Source organism: Calditrichia bacterium, assembly GCA_020634975.1.
Taxonomy (GTDB): domain Bacteria; phylum Calditrichota; class Calditrichia; order RBG-13-44-9; family J075; genus JACKAQ01.
Genome location: JACKAQ010000001.1, coordinates 300,325 through 317,887, shown reverse-complemented (window position 1 = coordinate 317,887; position 17,563 = coordinate 300,325). Strand labels below are relative to the sequence as shown.

The 17,563-nt window shown below is 51.6% G+C and carries 7 protein-coding genes; 2 read left to right on the top strand and 5 right to left on the bottom strand.

Annotation, left to right across the window (positions count from 1 at the left end):
* Positions 1 to 50: 50 nt before the first annotated feature.
* From H6629_01260 to H6629_01250, 3 genes are read right to left on the bottom strand one after another with little or no spacing between them, the layout of a single operon-like run.
* Positions 51 to 368, bottom strand: a complete 318-nt coding sequence (locus tag H6629_01260; protein MCB9066425.1) for a YbjQ family protein — start codon at positions 366 to 368, stop codon at positions 51 to 53.
* On the bottom strand, positions 365 to 817 hold the full coding sequence (locus H6629_01255) for a hypothetical protein (protein MCB9066424.1): 453 nt from the start codon (positions 815 to 817) through the stop codon (positions 365 to 367). Before H6629_01255 ends, H6629_01260 begins: the two co-directional genes overlap by 4 nt.
* Positions 810 to 1,403 carry a sigma-70 family RNA polymerase sigma factor gene (locus tag H6629_01250; protein ID MCB9066423.1) on the bottom strand — a complete coding sequence of 198 codons (594 nt, stop codon included), beginning with the start codon at positions 1,401 to 1,403 and terminating at the stop codon, positions 810 to 812. The genes H6629_01255 and H6629_01250 overlap by 8 nt, the downstream gene beginning before the upstream one ends.
* Before the next feature lie 237 nt (positions 1,404 to 1,640).
* Here H6629_01250 and H6629_01245 point away from each other — a divergent pair, with 237 nt between their 5' ends.
* Both H6629_01245 and H6629_01240 read left to right on the top strand, forming a co-directional pair.
* Entirely contained in the window at positions 1,641 to 4,463 is a 2,823-nt protein-coding gene (locus tag H6629_01245) for a HEAT repeat domain-containing protein (protein MCB9066422.1), read from the top strand.
* Between the two features lie 99 nt (positions 4,464 to 4,562).
* The gene (locus H6629_01240) at positions 4,563 to 5,915 is read left to right on the top strand and encodes an exo-alpha-sialidase (GenBank protein MCB9066421.1); all 1,353 of its coding nucleotides are present in this window, start codon (positions 4,563 to 4,565) and stop codon (positions 5,913 to 5,915) included.
* 114 nt (positions 5,916 to 6,029) lie between these two features.
* On the opposite strand, the gene H6629_01235 is transcribed toward H6629_01240, so the two are convergent.
* Together H6629_01235 and H6629_01230 are read right to left on the bottom strand one after the other, a co-directional pair.
* Entirely contained in the window at positions 6,030 to 6,377 is a 348-nt protein-coding gene (locus tag H6629_01235; protein ID MCB9066420.1) for a hypothetical protein, read from the bottom strand.
* Between the two features lie 180 nt (positions 6,378 to 6,557).
* Complete coding sequence (locus H6629_01230; protein ID MCB9066419.1) at positions 6,558 to 17,312, bottom strand: tandem-95 repeat protein; 10,755 nt, start codon at positions 17,310 to 17,312, stop codon at positions 6,558 to 6,560.
* Positions 17,313 to 17,563: the final 251 nt, after the last annotated feature.

The following is a 17,563-nucleotide window of genomic DNA, read 5'->3' as shown; positions in this document are numbered from 1 at the left end:
AAGTTGTGTGTTGCGTATTGCCGGGAACGATCGCAGCCGTTCCGCAATGATTATTCGACAAAAACGGCGGTACCGTACGCCAAAATTTCCGACGCAGAACCCATTACGTAAGATGTTGAAAATCTGACATTTACAATTGCATTTGCGCCGAGTGAACGGGCATCTTCGATCATCCGGTCAAGTGCTTGCTCCCGTGCTTCCGCAATGAGTTTGGTGTATTCCTCAATTTCACCGCCGATAATTGTTTTCAATCCTGCCAGAATATCTTTGCCGATATGCCGCGCCCGGATCGTGTTGCCTTTGGCAATGCCCAAAGATTTTGTAATGGTTTTTCCGGGAATGTTATCCATTGAACTTAGCTCGATCATCGTTGAATCTCCTTATATTTATCGTGTTTTCGCAGCAAAATTTTCTCGCGGAAAACCGAGAAAATCAGAATAAGTGCGCCAAAAAACAGGGCGAAAATGCCAAATCGGAGCGCAACAGGCATTGTTGAATCTGCCATAAGTTGCGACAAAAATTCCCACAGTGCATAGCCCAAAACAAGAATTGCACCGATGGAAACGAGAATCCAGGCGATGCCGCGTTCCATCCGGTTGTATAATTTTCCCCAATAATCTTCCCACACCAGCTCCGGCAAGTGATGCGATTTCATAGTTTGTGCTTTCTCTTTTGCCGTTTTTAGCATGTTGTATTCCGATTGCAGCTCCGGATTTTCCGACAATATTTCAGCCAGTTCCTGTGCTTCGCCGGGTGAAATTTCTCCGTCGATCTGTTTCATCATCAATTCTTTGTGGCGATCGATCGATCTATTCATCCTTTACCTCCTTTTCCACCAATTTTGCCAGCTTTTTGCGGGCATAAAACAGACGGGACATCACCGATCCGGCAGGAATATTAAGCATTTCGCTGATGTCTTTGTATGTGTAATCCTGCACATCTTTTAGCAAAATAATTTCGCGGTCCGGTTCAGAAAGCTGTTGCATCGCCCGGCGAATCTGGGCTTTTTGCTCGTCGATTTCCAAATCGGCTTCGCCGGAATTCGTATCGCTGCCGCCAAAATTTTCCACAAATGTGCTGTTTCTGTTCACCAAAAAATCCGTGAACACCAGCCAGCGGCTTTTCTTTCGGGAATTGTGGTTCCAGCTCAAATGTTTCACAATCGTGTACAGCCACGCGGCGAACGATTTTTCAATGTCAAAAGTGGCAATATTGCGAAAGATACGTACAAATGCATCCTGCGAAATATCCATTGCCGCATCGCTGTTGCCCGTCCAGTAAGTTGCCAGTGAAATTGCCTGTTGGTAGTGCAACTGCACCAATTGCGAAAAAGCCAGCTCATCGCCTTGTTGGCTGAGTAAAATGAGCTCGCGTTCTGCGATGTCTGTTGGTTTTGTTTCCATGACATCTAATATTACCCGTGCCCGGATGAATTATTCAAATTTATTTTTTTTAAAAAGTGCCGGTGTTGCCAGTCGTTGCATCCTGAGCTGTTTTAAAGAGGCGCATTGAAGGATGTAATCCGGGATTCCGGATTTTTCATCTTTTATCCTTTCTTCATCCATCTTGCAATATTCAATGGCGCTTCGTATGTTTGTCAGTCACCAAAACAGACCACAGAGCGGGAAATCGCGCATCAAATGAAAACGCTGTTCCAAAAATTGTTCGATATTCGCGATGGTGAGTTAAAACGTGCATTACTGATGTTTGCATACGTTTTCTTGATCATCTCATCGTTGCTGATGCTCAAACCGGTGCGCAACTCGCTGTTTCTGGACCGGTTCAACGCCAGCCAGTTGCCGTATGTTTTTATTCTGGTGGCGATTGCGGCGGCGGTTGTCTCGACTTATTACACCCGTTTTTCGAACCAGTTGCGGTTGAATAAATTGATTCGCGGCACGCTGGTTATCGTGCTGGTTTGTTTGCTGGCGTTTTGGGCGTTGCTCAAATTTGATGTTCAGCAAAGCTGGTTTGTGTATGTGTTTTATGTGTGGGTGGCGATTTTCGGGGCGATCACCACATCGCAATTTTGGGTGATGGCGAACTACGTTTTTAACGCTCGCGAGGCGCGGCGATTGTTCAGTTTCATCGGCGCGGGTGCCATTTCCGGTGGGATTTTCGGGGGATATTTAACCAACCTTGCGCTGGTGATCGGCACGGAAAACCTGCTGCTGATTTGTTTCGGATTCGTGAGCATTTGTTTGTTCATTTTGCGCATTGTCTGGCGGGAACGCCCCACCGATCAACGGGTTGAAAAAAATTATCAGCAACGGCAATTTCAGCAAAAGTCTGCCGGAAACCCGCTCACTATCTTCAAAAATTCCAACCACTTAACGGTGTTGGCATCGATTGTCGGTGTCAGCGTAATTGTGGCGAATTTGGTGGATTACCAATTTAACGCAGTTGTGGAAGCGAGCATCGGCAGCAAAGATGGACGAACGGCATTTTTCGGGGTTTGGCTCTCTAATTTGAGTATCGTTTCGCTGGGCATCCAACTGTTTCTCACCCGGCGAATGTTGAGCAAATTGGGTGTGGTCGCTTCGCTGCTGTTGCTGCCGCTCGGGATTTTTGTGGGTGCGGTTTCCATCCTCATTTTCCCGGAATTGTGGGCGGCGGTGCTCATCAAAGTAGCGGATGGCAGTTTCAAACAATCGATCAATAAAGCCAGTTTCGAGTTGCTGTATTTGCCGGTGCCGTCGTCGGTTAAAACGCAGGCAAAATCGTTTATCGATGTTTTTGTGGATAGTCTGGCGACCGGCGTTGGCGGCGTTATGCTCATTATTTTTAACGTGTGGTTGGGATTTTCCACCGGACAGGTCAGTTTGCTGATCATCGGATTGATTGTTATTTGGGGTGCGCTGATTTGGCAGGTACGCCGCGAATACATCAATGCGTTCCGGCTGGCGATTGAAAAACGAACCATCGATTTGGAGGATTTTTCAGTGAACCCGGAAGAAGCGGCGCTGTTCGACAGTCTGTTGAAAATTCTCGAAGGTGATAATTCGCGGCAAATTTTGTATGCGTTGAAATTGCTGGAAAACGTTAAAAATCAACAATTTGTCGAACATTTGAAACGATTGCTGGATCACCATTCTGCAGAAATTCGGGAACAGGCGTTGCGTTTGTTGAGCAAATACGAAACGGTCGATATTTCCGAAGCGGCAAACCAACTGCTTTCTGATGAAAGCCAGAGTGTCCGTTTGGAGGCGGTTGGTTATCTGGTGCAAAAAGCTGTGGGGAAACAAAAAGTTGCTGTTCTGCAAAATTTTTTACAGTCGGATGAATACCGCGTAAACGCCGCAGCGCTGATGTTTGCGGCTCGGGAATACGGCGAAAATCCGGATATTCGCGAAGCGTTTGATTTGCCGAAATTGATCGAAAAAATGTTGTCCGGAACGGAAACGCTGGCAGATCCCGAAGCGAAATCATACATCCGCGTGAGCGTTGCCAAAGCAATTGGTGAAGCGCGATTGCCGGCACTGCAACCGTTTTTGCGGCAGTTGATTGCGGATCAACATGTCGAAGTGATCCAGATGGCGGCAACCAGTATCGGCATTTTGCACGAAAAGGCGTTTGTTCCCAAACTGATCGATCTCATCGGCGATAAATCTGTCCGGAAATTTGCCCGCGAAGCGCTGGCGGAATTCGGCGAACAGGTGTTGCCGGAATTGAGCGCGCGGCTGACGCATCCCGAAACAAAACGGAGCATCCGGATGAATTTGCCACGGGTGATCAGCATGATTGGTGTGCAGGAATCAGTGGAAATTCTGGTGAACCAGCTCGATCACGATAAGCAGCTGATGCGCTACGAAGTGCTGCGGGCGCTCAATAAAATGCGTCGCGATTTCCCGATGCTGAAATTCCCGGAAAAAACCATCGAATCGATTATTTTGAACGAAACGCACGATTACATGGATACGCTTTCCGTGCTGAATGTGCAGCAGCACAGCGCCATCGCCGATGGCGAACAGAGCGTTGCAGCCTCGCGGGTGTTGCAGGCGCGGCGGCTGCTCATCAAAGCGCTGGAGGAAAAACTGGACGCAAATCTGGAACGTATTTTCCGGCTGCTGGGGCTGCGCTATCGCCCGCGCGATATGTATAACGCCTATTTGGGTGTGGTCAGCAATCGGCAGGATATTCGCGCGAACGCGGTTGAATTTCTGGACAATGTGCTGGATACCTCGCTAAAACGGCTGATTATCCCGATTGTCGAAAATAATTCGCTGGACGCACTGATCGAAATGAGCCGCCGCGAATTTGCCATCAGCGAACTTACCGAAGATGAGTGTTTCGAGAAAATGCTCGCATCACCCGATGAGTGGCTGAAGGCCTGCACGCTGTATCTGATCGCGGAATTGAACGAAACGCGTTTTCACGAACAGGTGGAAGCGCTGCTCACCAGTTCCGACCCGATTGTCCGGGAAACCGCAAATTATGCGATGGTTCGGATAAAAAATCCGTAGTGGCAATTCACGAATCGCCGTAATTCACGAAATGCCGTAATTCACAAATCGCCAAAAAATCACAAATCGCCGAAAATTAATAACAGTCGGAGAATCCCAATGAAACATCTGTTTTTTGTTATGTTGCTCAGCCTGTCGGTTGTTGCGCAGAATTATCACATCGCAACGCTTTCTGAGGATTGGTTCAAACGTCCGGTGGAGCCGTCCATCGCCATCAACCCGACCAATCCGGATAATATTATTGGCGCGTCCATCCGCTATGGCGACACAGACGCGGGCGAAACCCGGGTAGTGAACATGCGCTATCACTCCAGCGACGGCGGCAAAACCTGGAAAATTATCACCGAAATGAACCCGGAACAGCGCGTTCAGGGCGACGATGTGATGACCTTCAACGCGGATGGGATTGCCTATCACTGCTTTATCGCGTTTCGCGGATTGCGCACCAATCTGCGCAAAGCCAGCGGTATTTGGGTGACCTATTCTGACAAAAATACCGAAAATTGGAACGGTCCGGTGAAAGTGGTGGATCACGATAATTCGCTGCGGCCGCACGAGGACAAACCGTGGATGATTACGGACAACGCCGCGACATCGCCAAACAAAGGGAATGTGTACATCGCGTGGACGCGATTTGATGCCTATTACGGCGCAACGCCGTACGATTCCACCCAGATTTTCTTTTCGCGATCCACCGACGGCGGGAAAACATTTGATTCGCCGTATCGCATTTCGGACATCGGCGGCGACTGCAAAGATGACGATTACACCGTGGAAGGCGCGGTTCCGGCAACCGGTCCGAATGGGGAAGTGTATATCGCCTGGAGTGGTCCGCGCGGGCTGGTGTTCAAAAAATCGTTGGATGCGGGCGTCACTTTCACCAAAGAAAAAGTGCTCACTGAACTGGTTGGCGGCTGGAATATTGACATCGAAGGGATTTCCCGCTGCAACGGATTCCCGGTGACCAAAACGGATTTGAGCGACGGGCCGCATCGCGGCAGCGTTTACGTCAACTGGATCGACGAGCGCAACGGCGATCCGGACGTGTTCCTCAAATATTCCCGCGATGGCGGCGAAACCTGGTCAAAACACATTCGCGTGAACGACGACCCGATTTTCAACGGCAAAGCGCAGTTTTTTACGTGGATGGCGGTTGATCCGGTGGATGGCTCGGTTAATATCGCGTATTACGATCGCCGCAACTCCAACGATACAACCACCGAAATTTATCTCGCCCGCAGCCTCGACGGCGGGCAAACGTTCACAAATCATAAGCTCAGTAAAATCAAGCCTTTCCAGTGTAATAAAGAGGTGTTTTTCGGGGATTATCTGAATGTGGATGCGTTTGGCGGACGAGTGGCAGCCATTTTTGCGGTATTCACCGGCGAGGAAACAACCGCCATCCAAACCGCGGTTTTCGATTTCGTTCCTGGAACGCAGAAAACGAAATGATTTCGTAATATTTTATGCTTTATCCTTTATCCTTTATCCTTGCCTGATAACAAACATAAAAAAAAGGGACACGGCATGCCATGTCCCTTAAAATATTGAATCCGATACTGATGTCTAAAACGGTTTATAAATTGCCATAAATGCGGCAATCGCAGCAACTGCGAATGATGCGTACCAGAGCAACATCGCTTTATCCGGCATCTTTTTGATGAGCGTCAGCATTCCGCCGAGAACCACCCACAGCACAATTTTGGTGATCACCCACCCGGAAAAATTCATTCCCAATTTGGCGAGCGCGCCAAATCCTGCGACCAGCATTATCAAAATGCCAATACCGTGCAACATCCCGTAGAGCTTTTGACCGGCAGCTTTTACGGCGCTATTGGCAGCGGCAGAGCCCAACGCCATCAACACTAAAATCGCGCTGATGATATGCAAAAATTTGTAAAATTCTAATGGCATTATCTTCTCCTCATATTTTTTGCAGAAAATACCGCATAAACGATTCCCGGTCAACCGATTTGGAAATTGACACAAAAAAAGCCCTGCAAATGGTTAAATTTGCAGGGCTTTTTGTAAAAACTCAGATGTTGCAATCACAGAACTTGCAGTGTTTTAATTCTGCAAGTTCCATAAAATCAGTTACTTCATCAAGGTCATCTTCATCACTTTCACGAACTTGCCGGCTTCGAAGCGATAGATGTAAACGCCGGTTGCAGCGCGCACACCGTAATCGTTCATACCGTCCCATTTCACTTCGTGATAGCCCGCCTGGAATTGCTGGTTAGCCAGCGTGCGGACTTTCTGACCGAGCACGTTATAAATCACCAGTCGCACATCCGTTGCGGTCGGCAACTGGAATTTGAGCGAGGTGCTCGGGTTGAACGGGTTCGGATAGTTTTGGGTGATGTCGAACGATGTCGGCAGCGCCGTCGGGTCGTCGAAAATACCTACCGTCGGTTCAACAACTACCGTAAGTGTTTGAGATGCACTCAGTTCGCCGTCGCTGACGGTGAATTCCAGCGCAACCGTTCCGGTAAATCCGGATACCGGCGTGATGGTTACATCACCGGTATTTTCGTCGTAAGTGACGAGCAACGAATCGGGATTGCCGCTGAAGGTATAGGTCAGAAGTGCATCCTCTGTTTCCGGATCTTCGACGATTTCCCAGATATTGCCACCGATGGTGGAATCCTGTTTGACAGTGTCCGATTCAAATTCAACCAGGAAGTAGGGCGCATCGTTTACCGGCAGGATGTTGAAGTCCAGCGTGTCGCTGTCGCTCAATCCGCCGATATCTGTTGCGGTAACATATACCTGACCACCGAGGTAGTTGAAGTTTTCATTCGGAACCAGTGTGATGGTGCGGGCAACCGGATCCAGAACCAGATCCACATTATCCGAAATAACCGGATCAGACGGTGCGAGACTGAACACAATTTCCTGAATCGTGTTGTCCACATCCGTGACCAGCGTATCGAGGAAGAATGTGATGCTGTCATCTTCCGCAAACTCGATAGCTGCGGGCAGATTGACCAGCACCGGTGCGTCGTTCACCGGATTGATGGTGACATCAAACGTATCATCCACGGCAAAGGTGCCGTCGTCTGCGCTTACAACCACGCTGATAGCGCCGAAGTAGTTCAGCGAGGAGGTAACATACAGGCTGTCGTTGGAAATCGATACCTGAATATCCGGATCATTTGATGCTGCAAAGAAGGTCAGCACGGTACCCGGATCGGGATCGCTGAATACTGTATTCAGGTTTCCGGCTGCGACAACCGGTCCGCTGTCTTCGTCGAAGGTTACATCGGCGATGGCATTGGCAACTGCCGGCGGATCGTTTTCACCGGAGATGGTTACGGTAATTGTATCCGTATCGGTGAGGTTGCCCGGATCGCTGACGGTGAACTTCACGGTGAAGATACCGCTGGTATCCGAAGTTGCGCTGAAGGTTGCCACGCGGGTTGCCGGATCGATCGTCACATCCAGATCGGTCGGGTCAACAGAAACGCCGCGGGTAACGCCGGTTGCTGTGAGCACTTCAGCGGTCCAGAGCATTGCGCTGGCTGCGTTGTCCACGTCGGCAACGTAATCATCGAGGTTCAGCGTTGTGCTTTCGTCTTCACCGAATGCCACATCCGGCATCGCCGGGGTGATTTCCGGTGCGTCGTTCACGCCAACCACGGTTACGCCTACTGTGTCTGTAACGCTGGCAATGCCGTCACTTGCGGATACAAAAACCTGTGCGTTTCCGAAGTAGTTCGCAGCTGCGCCGACGATCAAACTATCGTTCGAGATCGTTGCAGTCACGTTTGCATCGCTGGTTGTGGCGGTAATTTCCAGTGTTGTTCCCGGGTCAGCATCGCTGAACACAGCGCTGAGGTTAGCTGTCGCGGTTACCGGCGCTGCATCTTCGTTGAAGGCAACATTGGCAATCGGGTTGACAACCACCGGCGCGTCGTTCACACTTTCCACGGTTACGGTGATGGTATCCGTATCGGTCAAATTACCCGGATCGGATACGGTGAATTTCACGGTGAACACGCCGCCGCTGTCCGCTGTTGCGGAGAAGGTGGCAACGTTGTTTCCGTCGATCGCTACGCTCAGGTCGGACGGATCGATCTGCACGGCTGTGCTGCCGCCCGTAGCGGTGAGCACCTGTGCTGTCCAGGTCAGTTGAGCGTCGCTGTGATCCGCATCGCTAACATAATCGTTGAGCGCCACGGTGGTGCTGCCATCTTCGGGGAAGCTGACATCCGGGATTGCCGGAGCGATCACCGGTGCATCGTTGATGCTGGCGATGGTCACTGCGATCGTATCCGTATCGGACAAGTTGCCCGGATCGGTTACGGTGAATTTCACGGTGAACACGCCGTTGGAATCCGCGGTTGCGGAGATGGTTGCGACATTGTTCGCATCGATGGCGACCGAGAGGTCTGCCGGGGTCACTTCGCGGGTGCGTCCGTCTTTGGTGAACGTTCCCGATGCAGTGAGCACTTCGGCTGTCCAGCTCAGTTCGCTGTCGAGGTTATCGATGTCATTCACATAATCATTCAGCGCGACCGTTGTGCTGCCATCTTCGGGGAAGCTGACATCCGGCATCGCCGGGGCAATCACCGGTGCGTCGTTCACATCCGCGATGGTCACGGAAATCGTGTCCGTATCGGACAGATCGCCCGGGTCGGTTACGGTCAGCTTCACAGTGAACACGCCGCCGCTGTCTGCCGAGGAGGAGAAAGTCGCCGAATTATTGGCATCGATCGCGATGGTCAACTGGTTAACATTGCCGGTGAGCACTTCGGCTGTCCAGTTCAGTTCGCTGTCATTGTGATCGATATCGGTGACGTAATCGTTCAGCGAAAGGGTGGACGAACCGTTTTCCGGGAAGCTGATATCCGGAATTGCCGGAGCAATCACCGGTGCGTCGTTGACGCTGTTTGCTGTCACCAGAATGGTGTCCGTATCGCTGAGTGCGCCCGGGTCGGTCACGGTAAATTTGACGGTGAACACGCCGTTGGAATCCGCCGATGCGGCGAACGATGCGACGTTGTTTCCATCAATTGAAACGGTGAGATCCGACGGTGTAATCTCGCGGGTAACGCCGTTTTTGGTAACCGTACCGGCAGCTGAGAGCACTTCGGCTGTCCAGCTCAGTTCGCTGTCGAGGTTATCGATGTCGTTGACATATTCGTTCAGACCGAGCGTTGTGGAGCCATCTTCCGGGAAGCTGATATCCGGGATCGCCGGGGCAATCACCGGTGCATCGTTCACGTTGGCGATGGTCACGGTGATCGTGTCCGTATCGCTGAGCGCGCTCGGGTCGCTGACGTCGAATTTAACGGTGAACACGCCGCCGCTGTCCGCACCGGATGCGGAGAAGGTGGCAACGTTGCTGCCGTCGATATCAACAGTCAATGTTCCGGAAGTTGCGGAGAGCACCGTTGCTGTCCAGCTCAGTTCGCTGTCCAGGTTGTCCGGGTCGGTGCCGTAATCGTTAAGTGCCAGCGTGGTGGATTCACCCTCTGGGAAGGAGATGTCGGGCATTGCCGGAGCAATTGCCGGCGGATCGTTGACCGGGCTGACGGTTACGCTGAACGTATCGGTAACGGATGCGCTGCCATCGCTGGCGCGAACCACCACGTTGCCGGTACCTGTGTAGTTAAGTTGCGTGTTTACAGTCAGTTGACCGTTGCTGATGCTCGGCAGAATGCCGGCATCCGCGGTTGCGGTAAAGATCAACGTTGTGCCCGGATCGGGATCGGCAAAGTTGCTGTTCAGATCCGCCGATGCAACCACCGGACCCAAATCTTCAACAAAAGATACATCACCGATAGCCGATGTCACAAACGGCGCATCGTTGACCGAACTGATGGTCACGGTAACGGTGTCCGTATCTGACAGGTCACCCGGATCAGTTGCGGTCAATTTAACGGTGAACACACCGTTGGAATCCGCAGAGGCGGAGAAAGTCGCGACGTTGTTGCCATCGATTCCTACGGTCAGGTCTGCGGGTGTGATTGCCCGGGTTCTGCCGTTTTTGGTGACTGTGCCGGAAGCGGAAAGCACTTCAGCAACCCACCCGATTTCGGAATCGAGGTTATCCACGTCTGCAACATAATCGTTGAGCGCAACGGTGGAGCTGCCATCTTCGGGGAAAGAAACATCCGGGATGGTGGCAATTACCGGTGCATCGTTGATTGCATTTACGGTGACAGCAAACGTATCGGTGACGCTCAGTGCGCCGTCGCTGGCGGTGACGACTACGTTTCCGGTGCCGAAATAATTGGCGGAAGCGTTGACGGTCAACTGGCTGCCGGTGACGGTGGCAGTGATGTTTGCGTTATCCGAACTTGCTGTGTAATTCAGGGTTGTGCCCGGATCGGGATCGCTGAAGTTTGAGCTCAGTGTGGTTGTTGCGGTTACCGGACCTTCATCTTCGTTGAAGGTTACATCGGAGATCGGCGTTACAACAAACGGCGCATCGTTCACCGAACTGACGGTAACAGTGACGGTATCGGTATCGCTGAGCAGACCCGGATCGGTTGCGGTAAATTTCACGGTGAATACACCGTTGGAATCCGCAGTCGCAGAGAGGGTTGCCACGTTGCCGCCGTCTATCGAAACGGTCAGGTCTGCGGGCGTAACTTCGCGGGTAACGCCGCCTTTGGTGACGGTACCGGAAGCGGAAAGCACTTCAGCCGCCCACGAAATTTCGCTATCGAGGTTGTCCACGTCACTCACATAATTGTTCAGTGCGACGGTTGTGCTGCCATCTTCGGAAAAGGAAACATCCGGGATGGTTGCAACCACCGGTGCATCGTTCACCGCGTTAACGGTGACGGCAAAGGTGTCGCTAACGGTCAGCGAACCGTCTGAGGCGATGACAATCACGTTGCCGCTGCCGGAGAAGTCGGTTGAAGCATTAACGTTCAACTGACTGCCGGAAAGCGCCGCGGTGATGTTCGCGTTATCCGAGCTGACCGAATACAACAGGGTCGTTCCCGGATCGGGATCGCTGAAATTGTTGTTCAGGTTTGCTGATGCAATTGCCGGGCCTTCATCTTCGTTAAACGCGAGATCGGGAATGGCAACTGCCACAAACGGTGCATCGTTCACCGAGCTGATGGTCACGGTCATCGTGTCAGTATCGCTGAGCAGCCCGGGGTCGGTTGCGGTAAATTTCACGGTGAACACACCGTTGGAATCCGCGGTCGCGGAGAAGGTCGCCACGTTGCTGCCGTCGATCGAAACAGTCAGGTCTGCGGGTGTGATCGCCCGGGTTCTGCCGTTTTTGGTGACGGTGCCGGAAGCGGAAAGCACTTCAGCCGCCCACGAAATTTCGGAATCGAGGTTGTCCACGTCGTTCACATAATTGTTCAGCGCAACGGTTGTGCTGCCATCTTCCGTAAATGAAACATCCGGAATATTGGCAACGACCGGTGCGTCGTTCACTGCGCTAACGGTGACGGCAAATGTATCGGTCACGGAAAGCGAACCATCGGAAGCAGTGACAATCACATTGCCGGCGCCAAAAAAGTTGGCTGCGGCGTTGACGCTCAATTGGCTGCCGGAGAGCGACGCAGAGATGTTCGCGTTATCCGAACTTGCCGAGAAGAGCAGGGTTGTGCCCGGATCGGGATCAGCAAAGTTGCTGTTCAGGTTTGCGGCTGCGGTTACCGGACCACCATCTTCGTTAAACGATACATCGGCGATAGCAGATGCCACAAATGGCGCATCGTTCACCGAATTAACCGTTACAGTGATGGTATCGGTATCGCTGAGCAGACCCGGATCGGTTGCGGTAAATTTCACGGTGAACACACCGTTGGAATCCGCGGTCGCGGAAAGGGTCGCCACATTGTTACCGTCGATGGAGACGGTCAGATCTGCGGGCGTAACTTCGCGGGTGACGCCGCCTTTGGTGACGGTGCCGGAAGCGGAAAGCACTTCGGCTGCCCACGAAATTTCGGAGTCGAGATTATCTACGTCTGTAACGTAATCGTTCAGCGCAACGGTTGTGCTGCCATCTTCGGAGAAAGTGACATCCGGAATATTGGCAACCACCGGCGCATCGTTCACAGCGTTAACAGTGACAGCCACAGTATCAGTAACCGTCAGCGAACCGTCGGAAGCAGTCACCAAAACGTTGCCCGTGCCGGAGAAATTTGCGGCGGCGTTAACGTCCAGCGCATTGCCATTGACGGTGGCGGTAATATTTACGTTGTCTGAACTTGCTGAGAAAATCAGAGTTGTGCCCGGATCGGGATCGCTGAAGTTTGAGCTCAGTGTGGTTGTTGCGGTTACCGGACCTTCATCTTCGTTGAAGGTTACATCGGAGATCGGCGTTACAACAAACGGCGCATCGTTCACCGAACTGATGGTTACGGTAACGGTGTCCGTATCGCTGAGCAGACCCGGATCGGTTGCGGTAAATTTCACGGTGAACACACCGTTGGAATCCGCAGTTGCGGAATATGTCGCAACATTGTTACCGTCGATAGTAACGCTCAAATCTGCCGGGGTCACTTGACGGACAAATCCGTTTTTGGTTACCGTTCCGGAAGCGGTGAGCACTTCTGCAACCCATGTAATTTCTGAGTCGCTGTTGTCCACATCAGAAACATAATCGTTCAGTGCAACGGTTTCGCTGCCATCTTCGGGGAAGGAAGCATCCGGAATGGCGGAAATAACCGGCGCGTTGTTTACCGGCGTAACCGTTACCGTAATGGTGTCGGTATCGGCGAGTGTGCCGGGGTCGGTTGCGGTAAATTTCACGGTGAACACACCGTTGGAATCCGCGGTCGCGGAGAAGGTCGCCACGTTGCTGCCGTCGATGGTGACGGTCAGATCCGCCGGGGTCACTTCGCGGGAAACGCCGCCTTTGGTGACAGTGCCGGAAGCGCTGAGCACTTCAGCAGCCCAGCTCATATCTGCTGGCAGGTTGTCCACATCGGTTACATAATCATCGAGAGAAACCGTTTGCGAACCGTTTTCGGAGAAACCGACATCCGGAATGCCGGCAACTACCGGCGCATCGTTTACCGCGTTTACGGTAACGGCGAATGTATCGGTTGCGGCAAGCGAACCGTCCGAAGCGGTGACGACAACATTTCCGGTGCCGAAGAAATCGGCTGCGGCGTTGACGGTCAATTGGCTACCGGATACGGTTGCCGTGATATTTGCATTATCCGAAACCGCCGAGAAAACCAGCGTTGTTCCCGGATCGGGATCGCTGAAATTGCTGTTCAGATTTGCCGAAGCCGTTACCGGACCAGCATCTTCGTTGAATGCAACATCGGCGATGGTTGCTGTGCGGAACGGTGCGTCGTTCACCGAGCTGACGGTGACGGAAACAGTATCCGTATCGCTGAGCAAACCCGGATCGGTTGCGGTAAACTTCACGGTGAACACACCGTTGGAATCCGCGGTCGCGGCGAAAGTTGCCACGTTGCTGCCGTCGATGGTGACGGTCAGATCCGCCGGGGTCACTTCGCGGGTTACGCCGTTTTTGGTGACGGTGCCGGAAGCGGAAAGCACTTCGGCTGCCCACGAAATTTCGGAATCGAGGTTGTCCACATCTGCAACATAATCGTTGAGCGCAACGGTGGTGCTGCCATCTTCGGTGAAATTCACATCCGGAATGGTGGCAATTACCGGCGCATCGTTAACGGCGTTGATGGTTACGGCAAACGTATCGGTGACGGACAATCCGCCATCGGATGCCGTAACGACCACGGTTCCCGAGCCGCTATAATTGAGTGTGGAGCTGATGAGCAGGCTGTCGTTGCTGACGGTTGCGGAGATGTCCGCGTTATCAGAAACAGCCGAGAAATTGAGGGTTGTTCCCGGATCGGGATCGGCAAAATTGTTGTTCAGATTTGCCGAAGCGGTCGCCGGAACATCATCTTCATTATACACCAAATCTGCAATTGCGGAAGCGACATACGGTGCATCAGCCGTTTGGTTAACCGTAACGGTAACCGTATCGTTGCTGCTGAGTGCGCCCGGATCGCTGACGGTAAACACAACGGTGAACACGCCGCCGCTGTCTGCCGTAGCGGAGAAATTCGCCAGCGTGTCGCCGGTGACGTTTACAGTCAGATCCGCAGGTGTAATCTGGTAGCTGCTGCCGCGTTTGCTCGGCGGCGCCTGTGCAGCGATAACCGTTGCGGTCCAGCTCAGTTCGCCAACCAGGTTGTCGATGTCGCTGCCATACGGTTTCAGATTTAATGTTGTGGATGCATCTTCGTTGAAATTGACATCCGGTACATTTGCCGCAACCGGTGCATCATTGACCGGATCGATAGTGACCAAAAATGTATCGCTGACGGTATCCGCATCGTCATCTGCGGTGACGATTACGTTGCCGGAGCCGACAAAATCTGCGGTCGATGTTACTGAAAGCTCGTTGCCATTCACGGAAACCTGGATATCCGGGTTTTCGGATACCGCGGTAAATGTGAAAATGGTGCCGATGTCGCCATCACTGAACACATTGTTCAGGTCAGATTCGACAACCACCGGACCGGAATCTTCATCAAAATTGAAATCCGGAATAGGTGCGGAAACCACTGGCGGGAAGTTGCCGATGTTCAGCGTTACCACCATTGTATCGGTATCGCTGCCGGTCAACGGGTCGGTTACGGAGAACACTACCGTGTAAATGCCACCGCTATCTGCATTGGCTGTAAAGGTTGCAATCGAATCCGTAATCGCAACATTCAGTTGAGAAACATCAACTAACAATGCCGGATTGCTCACTTTTGAAGTGGGTAACGGCTGTGCGTCAATCACCGTTGCTGCCCAGACCAACGTATTTTTGTCGTGATCGACATCGTTGGTGTAGGTTCCCAAATTCAGCACTTCTGTGCTATCGTTGTCAAAAACAAGATCGGGTAGACCGGTGATAACCGGATTATCGTTGATGCTGTTTACAGTAACGCGAACCGTACCAACGGTGCTTCCGTTGAAACCGTCAGCTACTGTGTAGGTAAAGCTGTCTGCGCCGAAGAAATTTGCATTTGGCGTGTAGGTAAATGAGCTATCGCCAAGTTGGGCAACAACGCCGCCGGTCGGCTGCGTGAAGCTGGCGATGGTCATCGGATCGGCATCGCCATCGCTGTCGTTGGCGAGCACGTTAACGCTGGCGGCAACTTCTTCATCGGTGGTGATGCTGTCTACTACAGCAACCGGTGCAAAGTTGTCGCGCTGGATTTCGGTCAACATCACACTGCTGTCCGTGTAAGCCAGATTGTAGGTGTGACCGGGAAAATCAACTGAGCTGAATGTTCCGGTACGGCTGCCGTATTTAACAACGTGGAACGTATCCGTCGGGACGGGATGAAACCCGTTCACCCGCGACAGAGACAGAACGCCGCCCAGTTGGGCGCTGCCGTTGACCAACAATTGGTCGTATGCGCCCGGCGTGTTGCCGCCAATCTGGATATCCAGATCAGTTGTGGATGTTGTGTTTACATAATTGCCCACAAAATTTAAAGCACCGAGCGTATCGCCGGGATGGAAAGCGCCACGATTGGTGAAGCCTGCACCGGCAGATACATCCAGAAATCCGACACCGGAAACGGCGCCGCTGTCGTTGTTGGTCAGTGATTTGGTAAATCTCAAAGAGTCACTTAATAATGAAATTTCACCATTGTTGACAAAGGGAACATTCCAGTTCGTTTTGCCGCCACCGTTTTTAACGACGGTGCCGTAGTTGGTGAACAATCCTGTTCCGCCAACCAGTGAAAACGTTCCGGCACCGGTAATCAGCATTGTGCCGGTTGTATCGTTGATGATATCGCCGCCGGCTTCGAGGTCAACTATCGAGCTGTCATCCCAGGTGATTGTGCCTTTGTTGCGAATCAACCGTGCGATATTTTTTGGTTGCGGCGAAACGAGACCGAACGAACCGCCCGGGTTAATCAAAACTTCGCCGGTACCGCCGATCCGGGTTCTGTCAAATTGAAACGTACCGTCAACAACCACATTGGCTGCGCCGGTTATTTCGGATGACTGCAAATAGGTGGTTGCCCCACTTTGCGTAACCAAATCGTTGTTTAATGTAATTGTTGCGTCTTCGATTAAGGAAACACCGGAGCCGCTGGTTACAAGGCTGTCCACTGTGAAACCGGCACGCCGGATCCAGATGACTGCACCACTGGCAAGATTATGGGTGGCTTTTGTGAATACCCCGCCAACGCGAACATCTAATGTACCTGCATTCACATTAACAGTCCCCTGATCGTTAAAAAACAGGCTGAACTGCGTAATCGGCGATGCCGCCGTATTTGAGAAATTGATTGTGCCCAGGTTCTCAAAAATTGTGAATTCGCCGCCGAGCAAGTTCCTGTCTGTGGTCATCGTAATATTAACGATGCTGTTATTCAGGAAATAGCTTTCTCGGGTTGAGGTTAGGTAGGTTAAATCGAAGTTTCCGGCTGTCCAGTTGAAGGCGCCGTTGTTGACAATGGCAATATTGTCTGCATTCTTTTTGCTGCCGGTGTTCATTTCCAACGCAGCACCGACTGCAATTGTCAGCGTATCGTCGATGCCTGTGGTTAATGTATCACCTAAAATGTAACCATTATCCCAGGTCATCGTACCGTTGATCGTCAAATTACCGGTCATTTCGATACGCGTATCCCCTCCGGATACTTGCGAGATGTTGATGTTGTTTATCGTACGATCAACACCGTTCATCCGGAGAATACCATTGGAAATGATGACATTATCCGTTGTGCCGGGAATACCGTTGGGCGACCAGTTCGTAGCGGTATCCCATGTGCCGTCTAACACATTCCACGTATATGTGGTTTGTGCAGCAGCAGTCATCCCGACTAGCAACAGGAAAAACAGCGTGAGAATCACACCGAATCCTTTGTCTCGTTGCATCATTGCGTCCTTTCAGTTGATTAATCTTATGAGATAGGTTGTAGTTTTAAATAACATTTGAAATCTCTGGTTTTATCGATCATTTCATCTATCGGACAAATATTTTAAAAATTGACTGAAAATTCATTTTTTTGAATCTTTAGTTAAACTGTAACACCTTTGCAAATACTGTTGAATCGGCGTTACCGGAAAAGTTTTAGTAGTAATGGTAGTGATGTGATTATTGCCCATACAATTCACCAAAAAACCCA